Raw genomic sequence first — 16,732 nt, forward strand, 5'->3', positions numbered from 1 at the left:
CCGGTAAGAATCGAGGTGAAGCCTCAATTCTCACCGGAACTAATCTTAGATTGTTTTTTTGGTCGGCTTTGGCGGCGGCCGGCGAAATTTGTTGCCTGATAGCCTATAATTAGCGGTAAACGAATTGCGAAGGGAGCCGGGCATGAATTTTTTTATTAATGAAACGATGCATGCGCAAAAGTCGGGGATCGAACACGCGGAGCTAAAGCGTTTCAACCTGTTCAACGAACACGGGGCAGACTGCCGGATCGTGATCCGCAACTGGGATCCGGAACTGCACGACAACACGCGGCAAGCTGGGATCCCGGACGCTCAGCTGATCAGCATGTTCGACTATTTTCAGCAAGCCCAGGAGGTCAAGGCGCGCCGCATCACTTTGGCTGACTTGGACTTTGGCGTGGCAGACACCAACGCGAAACGCGAGCCGGCCAAAAATCGCGCCTTAGTGATGGCAGGCAATCAGCTGGTGGCTCGGGTCAATTTCTGGCCGGACCAGCACCGTGTGCACTCGACTGAGCTGTTTGACGCTTTTGGCAACCTCTACCTGGTGGAACAGTACGATAGCCGCGGGTTTGTCAGCCTGCAGCAGTGGTACACGCCGGACAATCAAATTGGAATGGAAACTTGGCTGACGCCGGCCGGCCAGCCGGTGCTGGAAAGCTTTAACCGCGATGACCGGCAAGGTGAAAGGCAAAAGTCGGGGTGGCGCCTAACGGACCGCAACGGGCAGGTGTGGCAGTTTGCGACCATTGAGGCGCTGACCCAGCATTTTCTCGATGACCTGAACGCTGATTTTTGGGATGAGGCGCGGCCCAACGTGTTTGTGCTCGACCGCTCACACTTGGCCGAGTGGGGCATCACCCGGCTGAAACGGCCGGCATACACCGTGCTGTACCTGCACAATGCGCACACCGCCAATGCGCAGGACCCGGCCGATCCGGTGCTGAATAATAATTACGAGTTTGCGCTTAATGACCTAGACGCCTTTGATGCCGTGGTGTCTGCCACCACCAAACAGGCCCAGGCCGTTGCGACGCGGTTTCACCCGCGGGCTGCGAACTTTGCCATCGCCGTTGGCATCGTACCTGATCAGCAGTTGGGAGCTAAACGGGTACCGGTCGCGGACCGGCAATTTGGTAAAATCATCGCCTTTGCCCGCATTGCCTGGGAGAAGCACCTCGATGACTTGGTGCGGGCCGTGGCCATTGTGCATCAGGAATTTCCGCAGGTGACGCTGGATTTATACGGATACGCCGACCCCACGGACAACTACCAGGCGCGGCGGCAGGTCGAGCAAGTGATTCAGGCGAAGCACCTGGAGCAAGTGGTGACGTTGAAGGGGTACACGCAGGACATCGACCAAATTGAAAATTCGGCGATGATGTTCGGTGTGACGTCGCGCATGGAAGGCTTTAACCTGGCCGTAATGGAGGCCATCGCACATGGGTTGATCGCCTTTTCCTACGATGTGAACTACGGCCCCAATGAAATTGTGGAGGACGGGGTGAACGGGCAGGTGGTCCCTTATGGGGACTACCAGGCGCTGGCGGCCGCAATGCTCAAGGTGCTGCGCGATCCCGGGTTGGCCCAGCGGTATTCGACCGGAGCGTATGAATCGGCTAAGCGGTATTCGAGTGCTGCCGTGTGGGCGCAGTGGCAGAAGCTGCTGGCTGACGCGCAGGCGCACTGGCCGGCCAAGCTGGTTGCAGCACGCTATCAACAGCCTGGGGAGGCCAAGTCGTGAACTATTTTATCAGTGAAAATGTGTTTGCCTATAACTCGGGTACGGAGCACGCCCAGGCGCGCCGCGTGAAGCTGTTTGCCCAACTGCCTGGGGAACCAGCGCTTTATGTGACCCGCGACTACAACCGCTTCTTGGATCGTGACCGCAGAACTTTGGGACTAGGCCAGAATCAAGTACTGAACATGTACGATTATTTCCAGGGGACTACCAAGACGCCGCGGCGCGAGCAGAAACTGCGCGCGCTGAGTCAGATTCCACTTGCAGCGTATAAAATCGATGGGCACGGCCCCAATTATTCCACGCTGGCCGAAAATGGCCGGGTGCTGGCCCGCATCGATGTCATGCCGGGGACGGTCGGGTTGGTTGGCACGATTACCTACCGCGACCGGTTCGGCAATCTGACGGCGCGGGAAAACTATGACTGGCGGGGGTTTAAATCCTCGGTCGACTACTTTCACCCGGACGGTCAGCTGGCGCGCACGACCTACCTCGACCAGGCCGGGCTGCCGGTGCTCGAGGAAGTCTTCATGAATCGCAATGGCCAAGTCGCGCCCACCATGTGGAAGTTGCTGGCCTTTCACGGCCACAACTACCGGTTTACCACTGAGGACGAGCTGTTCACTTTTTTCCTCACCCAGCTGGTCAAAAGCGACGCCCACGCGCGTTTGTTCTGCGAGCGCCGCAGCCTTGATGGGGCAGTGGGCGCGGTCCAAGCACCCCAAAAATGGGCCGTCTTTCACGATGCGCACGAGGTGGCTGGTAGGCTGCTGCCGGCGTATCGCACCGTCTTGGTTGAACACCCAGCACAATTTACCGGCGTGCTGGTCGGCACCAAGGCCCAACAGTCAGCCCTGACCCAGGAGTTTACCCACGTGCGGGCGGCGGTGGTGCCAGACACGGTGATCAGTTTGGCCAGCGCGCCAGAAGCCCTGGCCCGGATCAAGCATCGCGTGGTCATGGTCGGCCGGTTGGCGCCGGAAAAAGGGCCCGATGCCGCCCTGCGTATCTTCGCCCGCGTCCACGCCGCGGTGCCCGATGCGACGCTGGAGCTGCGAGGCTATGCGCTGAGTCCGGCTTACCAAACCCAGCTGGAAACGCAGGCTGATAAGCTGGGGGTCCGCGCTTCGGTATTGTTTGCCCCGTACACGACGGGCCTTGCACTTCAGCAAAGTTATCAACAGGCCCAAGTCCTGCTGGCGCCGTCGCAGCACGAAGGCTTCGGCATGCAATTGGTCGAGGCGCTGGAATGTGGGACCCCAGTCCTGGCCTATGATGTGGAATACGGCCCGCGTGAGGTGATTGAGCCCGGGGTCAATGGCGATTTGGTTCAGGCGGGCAGCGAATCCGCGGCTGCCAGCAAGCTCATCAAGATGCTGACAGAGGCGCCACTGTGGCACGCTTTGCATCAAGGTGCATTGATGTCTGCCAAGCGCTTTGGCCCTGAAGCGGCCGGCAAGCAGTGGCAAGCGTTTCTTGCCGCAAATCCGGTGCAGTAAGGAGCTGGTTGACTCAGCAGTGCGCTGATGTCAGCATGGCACACGAGCGATAAGGCGAGCCTAGTTGGGTTGCCTGTGCATGTCCTGACGAGACGGCCCGCCACCCACTTCCCGCGTCAGGTTACGGTTTTGGCTGAAAGGGTTTCCTTGCTCCCTTGGGGTCGCTATACTGAAAGCATTGAAAAGGAGCCTGCCGCATGATTTCTTCTGATTCGCACGAACACGATGAATCTGCCATGCAACTGGGGTTTTACCTCGTGTTCTCAATTCTTCTCAATGGGTTCGGCAACGGGCTGACCGTGTGCATGAACCTGGGCTCCGCCTTGTGGACGGCCTCGGCAGTCAACCTGACGCACACGCTGCACTGGTCGCTGTTAGTGGTCTTGCTGGTCGAAGGCGTGGCGGTGACCGCCACCAATGTCCTGTTTCTGGGCCGGTTTGACTGGCGGCGGGTGCTGGGCAATCTGGTTTACATGTTTTTGTTTGCCTATGTCGTTGCGGGCTTCACTGATTTGTTGGGGCTCACGCCGATCAGAAGCTGGCCGCTTGCGGTGCGGATCGTGCTGGACATTTTTGGGGTGACCTGCATCGGTGTGGCCGTGTCAATTTATCAGCGGGTGAACGTGATCATGCACCCTAACGACGACTTCATGCAGATCATCCGCTTCAAGTGGCTGCACGGCCGCGCCGCAGTAGCGCAGCCGGTGTCCTTCATTCCCCCGATCACGATCAGCCTGATCTGCTTTTTGATCACACACCAGCTGTACGCGATCAATATCGGCACGTTGTTTTCGCTGCTGTGCCAAGGCTTTGTCATCGGCACGGCGGACCGGGTCGTATTTCCCAACTTGAAGCATCGAAATCTGACCGTTTAGCGATTGCGCAGGCAGTCGCTTTTTCTATAACGAAGTGAGGCAGGACAATGGAAAATGTAATTCTGAACCGACAACAGGTGACGTTTGACGAGGCTGATCACCACTTTGAGGTGAGCGCAGTGAATGATCATTTGCTGCATTTGCTGGCATATGCAGGCGCGCGCCCACTGCATCCGACTGTGCCGGGGGCAGTCGAAGTCGAAAAGCACGCCGATGAGACAGTGGCTTCTGGCGGTTCGGGTCAAGCGTTTGATGCGCCAATCGTGATCAATCATGATCAGCGAGTGTTTGACCGGGTCGCGGCGCCATTAAGTCTGCAACTGAGGGACTACCGCGTACGGTACGATACAGTGCGTCAGCGGTTTGCGGTCACCGGCAGCCAGGCGGACTTTTCTTTTGGCCTGCCGACGTTTGCCGATGAGGGGTGGACAGAGGTCTTCCGCACGCCGGCCGATGCGGCCTTTTTTGGTGGCGGGACCCGCAACGGCGTCGTGTCACTGGCGGATCAAGTCATTGAGATCGCCAACGAAAACGTGTGGACGCAGGGCGGGGTAACCAGCCCGGTGCCATTTTTCTGGAGCACTGCGGGGTTCGGCCTGCTCGCAAACACTTTCACCAAAGGCGAGTACGACTTTTCTAATCCGCATCACGGCGTGCGGGTGCACCACGACGACCCGGTTTGGGATGTTTACTTGATCCTAGGTAAGACCCCGCAGACGCTGATCCATGGGTATCATGAGCTGACCGGCAAGCCCACGCAGCTGCCGTGGGCCAGTTTCTATCCGACCCACCTGAACGCGTATAATCGCGATTACTGGGTGGCCGTGACCAAGGACTCTGCCGGGGCGGTCGAAGTGACCCCTGGTCAGTATTACAAGGAGTACCAGCCCGTCAATCCGGAGTCGTTCAACACCGGTAAACGGCCAGGGACCATCATGGTGAATGGCCTGACGCTGGTGCCGAATGTCCCGGGCTCTGGGCACGTGACCTTCGTGGATCCTGATACGAATGGCATGCCGAAGTCTGCGATTCACGAAAGTCTCAACGGCGAGCACGACTACCCGTTTTCAGCGCGGGCCGTCCTCGAGACCTATCGCGAGACCGGCATGCCGCTGGGGACCATGTTCCCCAATGACGGGTATGGCGCCGGCTACGGTCAGACGGACTCATTCGCCGGTGACCTTGCGAACCTCTCGGCCTTTGTCAGCTGGGCGAAGGGCCAAGGGGTCCGCACTGGTTTGTGGACCCAGAAGCGGTTGACCCCAAAAGACCCACAGCATCCGCTAAAAGGCGAACGTGACTTTACGCGTGAGTTGGACGCCGGCGTCAGTGCCGCCAAAACTGATGTGGCCTGGGTCGGCGAGGGTTACACGTTTGGTCTGAACGCCACGGAGAAAATTGGCGGGTTAATGCGGGCGCGTAATCTGCGGCCGACCACGTACACGGTCGACGGTTGGGCAGGCAGCCAGCGCAGTGCGGTGGTCTGGTCAGGGGACCAGGCCGGCAGCCATTGGGCCAATTTGCGGGCCCACATCGGGACTTACCCGAGCACCGGCCTGTCCGGCAATCCGAATGTGACCAGCGACGTCGACGGGATATACGCCGGCACGGATCCGGTCGTTTACGTGCGCGACCTGGAATGGAAGGCGTTTACCAGCACCTTTTTGTCCATGGACGGGTGGGGTGATCGGCCCAAAATGCTTGGCCTGCAGTTTGGCGAACCGTATGCCGCAATTTGCCGGGCGTGTGCCCGCTACCATGTCACGCTAATTCCCTATCTATACACGCTGGCCCAGCAGGCCCGAGAAAGCGGTGCGCCAATCGTTCGGCCGACTTTTTGGGCGGAGCAAACGCCTTACACGCTTGGCCACGCGCTGGATGATCAGTTCATGCTGGGCGATGCGTTCCTAGTGGCGCCAATCATGGATGCCTATCACTTGCAGTCAGACGGCACAGACCAGCGGCCGAGCCTTTATCTGCCCAAAGGCACCTGGTATGACCTGTGGTCCAACAAGCAGCTGGCTGGCGGCCGCACTTATGCGGACATCGCGGCGCCTTTGGCCGAGCTGCCGGTGTTTGTCAAAGCAGGGAGCATCGTCGTGGCTCAGCGCGCGGCGCAGAATCCAGGGGCCGAACAGCCTGAGCGCATGATCGAGTACTTCCCAGGCGCAGCCGGGCGATTTTCGTGGTACGAGGACGCTGGGGACGGTCTGGCGTACGCGAAGGGTGAGTCGGCAACGACCCTAATTGAAGGCACCTCGAACGCGCAGCACATCACGCTGACCATTCATCCACGCCTGGGTCACTTCGCCGGGGACGGCGCTTCGCAACCGTTGAAGGTCTTTGTTCCGCTGGCCCAAGCGCCAACCAGGGTGAAGGTGACCGTCGATGAGCAGAGCGTACCTAGTATGATGTCATTTGGTCAGCGGGCGGATGATCCACTGGCCGCTTCGCGCAAGCAAACTGGCGTGACGATCGATTTGGGGGTCATCAACCGAACAACCCAAACGGTGACCGTGACTATCGAAGTCGCGAACTAAACCAAAAAACGGTGTCACCTCTTGAGAGCGGCACCGTTTTTTCAGCTGGTAAATTCCATTGCGTATAAATGTGACAGAAGCAGCCGCTGCTGGCTGCTCATTGGTTGTGCTGGCATTCAGCGACTATGCCAAGTCTTCGCCGTTTGATTTGATGACTTTCTCATACCAGTAGTATGAATCCTTAGGGGTGCGCTTGAGACTGCCATTGCCCCAGTCGTCGCGGTCAACATAAACCAGACCGTAGCGCTTCTTCATTTCACCGGTGCCGTTGGAGACCAGGTCGATGGCGCTCCACAAGGCGTAACCAATCAGGTCAACGCCGTCCTCGGTGATGGCATCTTTCATGGACTGAACGGCGTAACGCAAGTAGTTGATTCGGTAGTCATCGTGAATCTTGCCGTCTGCAGCGACTTCATCGGCCCACCCGAGGCCGTTTTCAACGATAAACAGCGGTTTGTGATACCGGTGCCACAAGTTGTTCAACGCGAGGCGCAGCACGTCGGGGTCGGTGGCCCAGCCCCAGGCGTTGGTCTCTAGGTAGGGGTTCTTCACGGTGCCGCCGCCCAAGTTGCCCTGGGCGTTTTCATTGCGGCTGCGGTCAGCGGTCACGACCGATGAGGTGTAGCAGGAGAAGCTGAGAAAATCAGCGGGATACTGCTTCAACAACTCGTAATCCTCTGGTGTGTCATCCAGCTTGATGCCTTCGCGCTGGTACTGAATCAAGCGGGACTTGGGGTATTCACCGCCGGCTTGAACGTCGGCGTAAAACAGGCCGCGCTCCATGTTGAGCATTGCCGCGACCTGGTCCTTCGGGTTGCAGGTCTCCGGGTAAACAGGCTGATAGGCCAGCATCATCCCGACTTGGATGTCGCTACCGATTTTGTGTGCCGCGCGAACGGCTTTCGCGGAGGCAACGAACTGGTTGTGGGCTCCTTGGGCGCGGTTTTGCGGCGTCGGGTCGGTGAGGCCACCGCCAAGGTAAGGGGCTTCGTCCATGGCGTTGATCTCGTTGAAGGTCGTGTAGTAGTGGACCTTGCCGGCGTAGCGCTTAAAGACGACCGTGGCGTACTTTTCGAACAGGTCGATCAGTCTGCGGTCTGCCCAGCCGCCGTACTTCTGCACCAGTGCCAGCGGGGTGTCGTAGTGCTGCAAGGTGATGCAAGGTTCGATATGACGCTTGACGCATTCGTCGATGACCTTGTCGTAAAACGCCAACCCGGCTTCGTTGGGCTCGCTTTCTTCGCCGGTTGGGAAGATTCGGCTCCAGGCAATCGAGAAGCGGAAAGTCGTGCAGCCAATGTTCGCGAGCAATTCAATGTCCTCTTGATAATGGTGGTAAAAGTCGGTGCCACCGTGGCTCGGGTAGTAGTAATCCGGCAGCACGGCTGGCGTGGCATCGGCAGGAACCGCGAAATCACTGCCCCAGACCATCGGTGAGAAGCCAGTGGTGCCATCGGCCTTTTTCCAGGTCACTTTACGCGGCTCAGTCGCCGAGCCGTTGGTCGTCACGTCCACGGCCGTCAGCCCCTTGCCATCCTCATCAAAGCCGCCTTCGTACTGATTGGCGGCAGTGGCGCCGCCCCACAGAAATCCTTTGGGAAAACTCATTTTGAACCTCCATTTGCGTAGTTGTTCCTACAAATTTTCTAACCGCTTTCATTGTATCAAAATTCGGCGGTGGATGCGAAAGGCAAAAGCATCTTGGCACCTGTTTCAATTTGGTCACAGAGAGACTCACGGTGGTTGGCAGAGCAACTGCGGGCCAGTATACTGAATTTAGCAAGCGCACACGACAGGAGGCCCATCATGACAAAATCGGTCGGTGAAATGAAAATGGCGTCGATTTACGCCCTGTATCTGAATAAGGTAAGGCGTAAGGGCCGCAGCCAGGCGGAGTTGAACGCGGTGCTGGGTTGGCTGACCGGCTGGCCGGAAGAAGAGCTGGCAGCCCTTCCCGAAACGCTGACAGTGGCCCACTTTTGCGACCAGGCAAAATGGACCACTCACGCCGACCAGATCTCTGGCATGATTTGCGGGGTACGCGTTGAAAAGGTCACCGACCCACTGATGCGGCGCGTGCGTGAGATGGACAAGGTGGTTGATGAACTGGCCAAGGGCCGGCCAATCGCAAAAATTATTCGCAGCGGCCAGCCCAATTGATACCCTTCGGCGGCCTGACCGTTCTGACAACAGCAAAAGTGCCACGCCAATTATTGGGCGTGGCACTTTTGCTTATTATGGGTTTAGTTGGCCTGAGCATGGTAGATCAGGCGCTCGATATTGAGCGTGAGGTGAGCGCACTCCGCGGCGGTTGGCTGATACAGGTAACGGTCCCGCAGCGTGTCTGTGATTTTTTCTGCCACTGCAGCCGAATGCCGGTAGCGGGTGTTGATGTCGCGAATCAGCGTGCGGTCATGCGCCGCAGTGGGTTGATGATGGTACATGCGCTTGGCAAAATTTTTTAGATGGGTGATGAAACTCAGGTAGGCCGCCGAGTGAATATTCGGGCTGTAGCCAAACTCGGTTTGGACAATGTGCAGGCTCTCATGCATCACTTGGAGTACCACATCCAGTTCGGTGTCGGTGTCTTCGCATTCTGCTTGCAAAAACGTCAGCGTGAGTTGTTCGCCGACCGTCTGCGGCAACGTGATTCCGGTGCGGTAGGCGACCAGGTCCAGCGCCCAAATGCCGAGTCCGGTTTCGCGCGGAAAATAGGCGGCAAGGTCAAACACAAGACGTGGAGGGGCAGGCTGGTGATGCTTGGTGCGCGCCATGGCGATCGCCAGCTGCTCAGTCAGCGTCAAATAAATGCTGTCGGCCGGCTTGATGCCTAACGCCCGGGCGCGAGCAATGATTTCCGCCGCGAGCTGGGCGGCTTCAAACGGGACGCACTGAACTAGCTTCACGTACCGCCGCTGCAACAACTTGGTTTGCAAGGTGAAGCGCTGATTGACACGGTCTTCAGCGAGCCCGGCTTCGCTTTCCGTATTCGTTGCAATATCCCGGCCGAGGATAATTTCTTCTCGGCCATGACTGGTTTTAGTGACTACAACACTGGCATTAATGCGCTCGATGATTTCCATTGGCTGACCTCCACGGGCGTTATTTCATTCACTGCCGACCTTCTCTCTGATTAAATGTTAACAGGTTCAATCAGTTCGTTTCAAAGAATACGCCGGTTATTGAATCAGTCGGCCGCAGCACGTCCTGACCAACAGTTAAATATTAGTTGATCACGAACACGTGTTTGCTTTTCTGCTATACTGGGGGCGATCGGAGGTGTGGTGGATGACTAATTGGCAGGTAATCAACGCGGTTTGTGAGGTTCTGGACGACCAGTTTAAGGGGCTGGAGATGTACACCGTTGCTGTCCAAGATTCGGCCAATTCGCATGATCCAACGGTGATGCTGACGGTGGTCGACCGCTCGCACAGTCAGGTCCTGAAGTTTCGTGCGGGCCAGCGTGCAGGGTGGATGTGGGATGATGACCACGTGCTGGCCTTAAGTCCAGACAATGCAGTGCGGGTTGCGCTTGCGATGGTGAAGGGAGAACGGGCCACAACGCCGCGCAAAACGGGATTACCTGATGAGCGAACGGATTATTTTGTGTAGTCGTTTGGGACACAATTAATGGTGCGCATTGGCGTAAGACTTTCACTGACGCAAGGCGGTTTTCAGTGTCAGTAACACCGGTGAGAGCCAATGTCAACGTTGAATGCATCACCGTTATCCGCCTATAATTGACAACGCACTTTCCAAAAATTGGGGGCTTATCAATGAAAGATTCAATCGACCAAGACAAGGCGATCACCAGTATTTTTGACCCGCGCTGGTATGTTCAGCAGATGCGCGGCTGGACGTTTTCCAGTTACGTTCTGCTGATGTTTGGCCTTGGCGTGATCCTGGGCACCACAATCGTCAATAAACTGACGGTGTGGACGGTGCTGACGATGGTCGCGGGGATGCTCGGCTTTACTTGCACCATTTCGATCACCAACGTTCGGCCGCTAAATGGAGTCTTTGGCCTGACCAGCGCGATTATCTACATTCTGGTGGCGGCGCGGGCCCGCAATTTTGCCGACGTGGTCCTGCAGCTTTCTTACATCGTGCTGCTCGACATTCCGGTGCTGCTCATGCCGAGCTGGGCCAAAAACGTTGGCGCCCGCGTCCGCAAGCTGCAGGATGTTGGGGCGCGTGCGTATCTCGGGGTTGCCGCTTTCTTTGTGGTCGTGTTCGGGTTGCTGTACTTCATGGACACGCACCTGTTCATCTCCCCGCGCCCAGTCATCGACGCGCTGACCGGAACCATCGGCGTGACGGGCTCGCTGCTTGCCACGCTGCGGTTTTCAGACCAGTACTACTTCTGGATCATTCAAAGCCTTTTCTCCATCGTGCTTTGGGGCGTCACTGCGCTGCAGGGGGATGCTAACCTGACCCTGTTCTTCACCTATATCCTGTATTTTGCGAACGATATGGTTTCCGTTTTCGATAAAAGCGTGGCTTGGTTCCACAAGCAGAACTACCTGGCCCAGCACCAAGGGTGACCGTTCCGCACGCGACATCATTCATCTGGTTAGTGAAGGAGTGTCCTTGGTGCTGTTAGGGTAAAATGCAATGCTCTTGTGTTGTCCGAGGCGGACGAGAGTTGTGACATCGCAATCTAAAGCACGAAAAAAGCCTTGAATCACATCTGCGTCAGTTGGCACAGACATGATTCAAGGCTTTTACAGTCCCACAATTTGACGCTTTTTGGCGTCAAACTCATCCTGACTAAGAATTCTTGCATCAAGCAGGTCTTTTCTAGGCCTAGTTAAGATCAATGTTAATGTTCCGGTATTTGGAACTTGCGCATTTTTCACCCCTGACCGACGTATTTTTTGGTCTAAATACATTCTGCATTAATCGCGAGCAAACCTTGTCATGCAAAAAAGCCACCACGAGTGAGGACTCGAGGCGGCTGATTTTGCCAGCATTATTTGTCTGCCCGCCACGGCCGAATGTGAGTCGCGGCGACCAAGGCCCCAACAATCAGCGGCGTGATGATCATCGCCGCAATCATCTCGGGCACGCCGTTGGTGACGACGATTGCACCCAGCACCTTACCCAAGGCTCCGGTTGACACCTTGTATGCTGAGGCCACAGGACCCGTGTACAGCGTGCCCATGGCCAGCAGGACCAGTACGGTGTTGGTCAAAGAGCCAATGGCGCCAGCCACAACGCTGGCGATGACGACCTTCTTGAACAGCTTGTATACGCCCCAGAAGGTCAGCGCGGCAAACACCCCGACGAGCATGCGGGGCACAACGGAAACTAGTGGGTTCGTGAACACCAAGGTGTCCATCGGGCTGGTCGGAGCGGTGTAGGCGCGAACGATGGTCAAAACACCCCAGACCGTGCCAATCAACAGTCCTTCGCCCGGACCGAACATGATGGCCCCAATGATGACGGTGATGTGAATGATGGTGAGATTAACGAAGCCGAGTGGCAGGTACCCCAGCATGGGGACCATGGTCTGCACGGCGATCAGCGCGAGAAACAGTGCCTGCATGCTAACGCGGTAGGCCCGCGAACGATTGCCCATGAGCGTTTCCTCCAAATATTTTCTTTCTGGTTAAAAGTGAGTATACCCTGTCGAGACAAAGATGTCATTAGGCGGGGGAAGGCGACCTGAAAACACAGATGAAAAGTTTACAGAAAACGGTTGCAATCAATTAAGTGGAAAGCTACTCTAATCGTGTAAAGAAAGAGAGGGTTTTCATATGGCAAAGGTGAATATTTTGTTGGCATGCGCTGGTGGGTTTTCCAGTAGTTTGTTGGTCACGAAAATGAAAAAAGCCGCGTCGGCTCAGGGAGTCGATGCTGAGATCACGGCGATTGGCGTCAACGGACTGGAATCACAAGTGGCGAAATATAATCCTGATGTGATTCTCATCGGGCCGCAGGTGAGCTATGCGGTGCGCAAATTGCAGGCTGACTTGCCAGTGCCGGTTCAAGCCATTAACATGATGGATTACGGCCGCATGAACGGCGAGAAGGTCCTCGCGACGGCGCTGGCACTGGTCGATAAGGCGAAGGCCAAGTAAACGATGATTGATATTAAACAGTTCAAAGATTACCGCGGTATGGGCCAGCGGCCGGCGGATTTCGATGCGTTCTGGGCGCTGGGCCTCAAGGAAATGCGTGCCGTTGCCCCTGAGGTGCACCAGACGCCGGTGCCCATTAAAAGTCGCTTGGCTCAGGCCTACGACTACTGGTTCACCGGGGTCGGCGGCGCGCGCATTCACGCGCAGCTGATCATGCCCAAGCCGTTTGATCCGAGCAAGCGACACAAAGGCCTGTTGATGTTTCATGGCTACCACGTGGACGCTGGCGACTTCACCGAGAAGTTCGGCTGGGCCGCCGAGGGCTTTGTGGTGCTGGCCATCGACGTTCGCGGGCAAGGCGGGCCGAGCGAGGACACGACCAAGACCAAGGGTGGCACTCTGAAAGGCCTGATCATCCGTGGGGTCGAGGACGGACCGGCGAATTTGTATTATCGTAGCGTCTTTCTCGACTGTGCGGAGGCCGCCGACTTACTCGCGGGGATGCCCGGGGTGGATCAATCGCGACTGTACGCGATGGGCGGCTCGCAAGGCGGCGGCTTGACCCTGGCCACACTTGGCCTGGTGCCGACCATTCACCGCGCTTATGTGAATTACCCGTACCTGTGTGACTACCGCAAGGCCTACCAGTTAGGCGCGGAAACTAACGGCTACGACCAGCTGGCGTACTGGTTCAAGTACCGCGATCCGCTGCACAAACGGGAGGCGCAGTTCTTTGATACGCTTGAGTACATCGATGTGCAGCACTTTGCTGCGAGCATCAAAACGCCGCTGGTGTGGGCCATGGGGCTGCAGGACCAGGTCGTCCCGATCCCGGCACAGTTTGCCGCTTATAACCAGCTGACTGGGAAAAAGCAGCTGTACGTCCTGCCCGAGTACGGACACGAATTCCTACCGAAAGTCGCCGACGAAGTGCGTAACTTTTTTATGGATTAGGTGGGTTCAAGGGGCTCATTTCGGCTGGTTGCGGACGAACTTGGGCCAAACCGGCGCATCGAGCCGCTGAATAGGCTATAATGAAAACACACTAAAATTTCGGAGGGGAAATAATGGCAAAACACTTATACGAAACGTTCCAACCTTCGCACTACGACTTGTACCTTGATATCGATCGGGGCAAGAAGACAATTGTGGGTAAAACTACCGTCATTGGTAAGGCACTCGAACCGCAAATTGCGTTGAATCAAAAGTACCTCAAAATTGAGTCAGTCACTGTTGACGGGGCAGACGTCCCGTTCACGGTCGATGACGCTAACGAAAAATTTGATATCACGCTGCCGGCCGCCGGTGAGACAACATTGACCATCGCCTACAGCACGTCCCTGACGGATTCGATGATGGGCATTTACCCGTCTTACTACACCGTTGATGGTCAGAAGAAGGAACTCATCGGCACGCAGTTTGAGTCGACTGCAGCGCGCCAGGCCTTTCCTGGCGTTGATGAGCCAGAGGCCAAGGCGACCTTTGACGTTGCCATTAAGTTCGACGAAAAGCCGGAAGACCTCATTATTGCCAACATGCCCGAGAAGAAGGTCGAAAACGGCGTTCACTACTTCGACACGACCATGCGCATGTCCACCTACCTGATCGCGTTTGCCTTCGGCGACATGCAAAAGAAGCTGACGAAGACCAAATCCGGCGTTGAGATCGGCGTATTTGCGACCAAGGCCCACCAGCCAAAGGAGCTCGACTTTGCCTTGGACATCGCCAAGCGCGCCATTGAGTTTTACGAGGACTTCTATCAGACGCCGTATCCGCTGCCACACTCCTACCAGTTGGGGCTGCCGGACTTTTCAGCCGGTGCCATGGAGAACTGGGGCCTAGTGACCTACCGTGAAGCCGCAATTCTGATTGATCCGGACAACACGTCCTTGTCCGTCAAGCAGTACGTGGCGACGGTCATCACGCATGAACTGGCTCACCAGTGGTTCGGCGATCTGGTCACCATGAAGTGGTGGGATGACCTATGGCTTAATGAATCGTTCGCTAACATGATGGAATACCTGAGTGTGGATGCACTGCAACCTGACTGGCGCATCTGGGAGTTGTATCAAATTGCCGAAGTGCCTTCTGCGCTGCAGCGTGATGCGACAGACGGGGTTCAGTCCGTTCATGTTTCTGTTGAGGACCCCGCCGATATCGACTCCGTCTTCGATGGCGCGATTGTTTACGCCAAGGGCTCGCGGATGCTGGTCATGGTGCGGGCACTGCTTGGCGATGACAAGCTGCGCAAAGGGCTCAAAGCATACTTTGACGCCCATAAGTTCGGCAATGCCAAAGGTGCCGACCTGTGGCAAGCGCTGGGCGATGCGTCCGGCCTCGACGTTGGGGCGATCATGAATTCCTGGCTCGAACAGCCGGGATACCCCGTCGTTTCTGCGAAGGTCGTGAATGGCAAGCTGACGCTGAGTCAGAAGCAGTTCTTCATCGGTGAAGGCAAGGATGTCGGCCGCCAGTGGCAGATTCCGCTGGAAAGTAACTACGCCGCAGCGCCACAGATCATGAAGGACAAGGAAATCGTTCTGGGCGATTATGCTGACCTGCGGGCCAAGGAAGGCAAGCCATTCCGTCTGAACGTGGGCAACAACTCGCACTTCATCGTGAAGTACGACGATGCGCTTTTGGCTGACATTTTGAAAGACGCCGACCAATTAGACCCGACCACCAAGCTGCAGCTGATCCAAGACACCCGCCTGCAGGCTGAGGCCGGCGTGACGACTTACGCCGCGGTTGTGCCATTGCTGAAGCGCTTCAAGGACAGCAAGTCAAACATTGTCAACACGGCGATTTACCAGGCAGCCCGCCAGCTGCGCAAGTTTGTGGCGCCTGATTCTGCGGAAGAAAAGCAGCTTAAAGCCTTCTACAACCAGCTGTCCGCTGAGCAGTACGCACGTCTGGGTCTGACCGAAAAGGCCGGTGAATCCGTTGATGATCAGCTGACTCGCAACTGGATCTTGGGCGCGGCCGGCTATGCGGAAAATTCGGACGCGATTGCCCAAGAGCACAAGTTGTTCCAGCAGCATGCTGATGACGTGGCAAGCTTGCCGGCATCGGCGCGGCCGGCCATTTTGGCCAATGAGACTGAGCATTTCAGCAGCACTCAGTTGGCTGACCAGTTACTTGACGCCTACCGTACGGCCGTTGACCCGAGTGTGAAGAGCGCGCTGGCGCAGGCGCTCCCGGCTAGCGATGACGAGGCGGTCCTTAAGCAGATCATCGCGCTTTACAAAGATCCCGATACCATCAAACCGCAGGATCTGCGGAGCTGGTACCGCGGTGTCCTGGCCAATCCAAAGGGCGAACAGCTCGCCTGGGACTGGCTGCGCGATAACTGGGAATGGCTGAACGAAACGGTCGGTGGCGACATGGAGTTCACCACTTACATCACGGTGACCGCCGGTGTGTTCCGGACCCAGCAGCGGTTGGATGAGTTCAAGGCCTTCTTTGAACCGAAAATCGACGTGCCAGGGCTTGGTCGCGAGATCAAGATGGACACCAGCGTGATCACCAGCCGGGTGGCTTTGATTCAAAGCCAGCAGGCAACGGTGAACCAGGCAGTGGCAGACGCGCTGAAGTAATTTACGGCGCAGCTGAAAAGAGCTCCTGCCCTTCAACAAATCGTTGAGGGACAGGAGCCCTTTTAGTCTGTCTTCCGGAGAAAAAACTACCAAGGCAGTGGGCCGGCAGTTTCCGTGAAGGTCAGGGTATCCTTGCTGCTGGTCGTGGCCATTTCAACAACATGCTTGGCACCATCCTGGATGCTTTGCATCCCGGGAATCGGGGGTTTGCTTTCGTCGCGCCCACCGAAGCCGGTGGCCGTCCAGCCTGGATTGACTGAATTGACAGTGATGCCTTCATCGGCCAATTCCTTCGCAAAGTCAACTGTTGCAAAGTTCGCCGCGGCCTTGGAAGCTTGGTAGCTGAAGTGCCATAGAAAAGTTAGACAAATTTTCTACCACAACAATATCTGGTTCCT

Annotated in this window: 13 protein-coding genes and 1 pseudogene; 10 read left to right on the forward strand and 4 right to left on the reverse strand. The window is 56.7% G+C overall.

Annotated elements, in window-relative coordinates:
• The first annotated feature begins 142 nt into the window (after positions 1–142).
• From FC75_RS09420 to FC75_RS09435, 4 genes are all read left to right on the forward strand, one after another.
• Positions 143–1,744, forward strand: coding sequence for a glycosyltransferase (locus tag FC75_RS09420; protein ID WP_056989738.1), 1,602 nt, complete (start codon positions 143–145; stop codon positions 1,742–1,744).
• Positions 1,741–3,240 (forward strand): glycosyltransferase, encoded by a 1,500-nt coding sequence (locus tag FC75_RS09425; RefSeq protein ID WP_056989739.1) that lies wholly within the window; start codon positions 1,741–1,743, stop codon positions 3,238–3,240. Before FC75_RS09420 ends, FC75_RS09425 begins: the two co-directional genes overlap by 4 nt.
• A gap of 197 nt (positions 3,241–3,437) precedes the next feature.
• Positions 3,438–4,115 (forward strand): DUF6198 family protein, encoded by a 678-nt coding sequence (locus FC75_RS09430; protein ID WP_056989740.1) that lies wholly within the window; start codon positions 3,438–3,440, stop codon positions 4,113–4,115.
• Between the two features lie 47 nt (positions 4,116–4,162).
• Complete coding sequence (locus FC75_RS09435; protein ID WP_056989741.1) at positions 4,163–6,655, forward strand: TIM-barrel domain-containing protein; 2,493 nt, start codon at positions 4,163–4,165, stop codon at positions 6,653–6,655.
• Between the two features lie 123 nt (positions 6,656–6,778).
• Here FC75_RS09435 and FC75_RS09440 read toward each other — a convergent pair whose 3' ends face one another.
• Positions 6,779–8,263, reverse strand: a complete 1,485-nt coding sequence (locus FC75_RS09440) for a glycoside hydrolase family 1 protein (protein ID WP_054664936.1) — start codon at positions 8,261–8,263, stop codon at positions 6,779–6,781.
• A 198-nt stretch (positions 8,264–8,461) separates the two neighbouring features.
• Here FC75_RS09440 and FC75_RS09445 point away from each other — a divergent pair, with 198 nt between their 5' ends.
• Positions 8,462–8,815 (forward strand): DUF2200 family protein, encoded by a 354-nt coding sequence (locus FC75_RS09445; RefSeq protein ID WP_054664939.1) that lies wholly within the window; start codon positions 8,462–8,464, stop codon positions 8,813–8,815.
• An 83-nt stretch (positions 8,816–8,898) separates the two neighbouring features.
• Here the strand turns inward: FC75_RS09445 and FC75_RS09450 are convergent, their stop codons facing one another.
• The gene (locus FC75_RS09450; protein WP_056989742.1) at positions 8,899–9,738 is read right to left on the reverse strand and encodes a PRD domain-containing protein; all 840 of its coding nucleotides are present in this window, start codon (positions 9,736–9,738) and stop codon (positions 8,899–8,901) included.
• Positions 9,739–9,943: 205 nt separating this feature from the next.
• Between FC75_RS09450 and FC75_RS09455 the strand changes: the two genes are divergently transcribed.
• On the forward strand, positions 9,944–10,267 hold the full coding sequence (locus tag FC75_RS09455) for a hypothetical protein (RefSeq protein ID WP_054664948.1): 324 nt from the start codon (positions 9,944–9,946) through the stop codon (positions 10,265–10,267).
• 164 nt (positions 10,268–10,431) lie between these two features.
• Complete coding sequence (gene pnuC / locus FC75_RS09460; protein ID WP_054664951.1) at positions 10,432–11,199, forward strand: nicotinamide riboside transporter PnuC; 768 nt, start codon at positions 10,432–10,434, stop codon at positions 11,197–11,199.
• Positions 11,200–11,627: 428 nt separating this feature from the next.
• Here the strand turns inward: pnuC and FC75_RS09465 are convergent, their stop codons facing one another.
• The gene (locus FC75_RS09465; protein ID WP_056989743.1) at positions 11,628–12,236 is read right to left on the reverse strand and encodes an ECF transporter S component; all 609 of its coding nucleotides are present in this window, start codon (positions 12,234–12,236) and stop codon (positions 11,628–11,630) included.
• Between the two features lie 178 nt (positions 12,237–12,414).
• On the opposite strand from FC75_RS09465, the gene FC75_RS09470 reads away from it, so the two are divergent.
• The 3 genes from FC75_RS09470 to FC75_RS09480 all read left to right on the forward strand — a co-directional run bounded on the left by FC75_RS09470 (position 12,415) and on the right by FC75_RS09480 (position 16,334).
• A complete protein-coding gene (locus FC75_RS09470) occupies positions 12,415–12,738 on the forward strand; it encodes a PTS sugar transporter subunit IIB (RefSeq protein WP_056989744.1) in 324 nt (107 codons plus the stop codon).
• Positions 12,739–12,741: 3 nt separating this feature from the next.
• Positions 12,742–13,692 (forward strand): acetylxylan esterase, encoded by a 951-nt coding sequence (locus FC75_RS09475; RefSeq protein ID WP_056989745.1) that lies wholly within the window; start codon positions 12,742–12,744, stop codon positions 13,690–13,692.
• Between the two features lie 113 nt (positions 13,693–13,805).
• Positions 13,806–16,334 carry a M1 family metallopeptidase gene (locus FC75_RS09480; protein WP_056989746.1) on the forward strand — a complete coding sequence of 843 codons (2,529 nt, stop codon included), beginning with the start codon at positions 13,806–13,808 and terminating at the stop codon, positions 16,332–16,334.
• Positions 16,335–16,420: 86 nt separating this feature from the next.
• On the opposite strand, the pseudogene FC75_RS09485 reads toward FC75_RS09480, so the two are convergent.
• Positions 16,421–16,675: pseudogene (locus tag FC75_RS09485) on the reverse strand (SDR family NAD(P)-dependent oxidoreductase); the annotation flags it as partial.
• Positions 16,676–16,732: the final 57 nt, after the last annotated feature.

The sequence above is a fragment of the Lacticaseibacillus camelliae DSM 22697 = JCM 13995 genome, from assembly GCF_001436615.1.
In the GTDB taxonomy this organism is placed as follows: domain Bacteria; phylum Bacillota; class Bacilli; order Lactobacillales; family Lactobacillaceae; genus Lacticaseibacillus; species Lacticaseibacillus camelliae.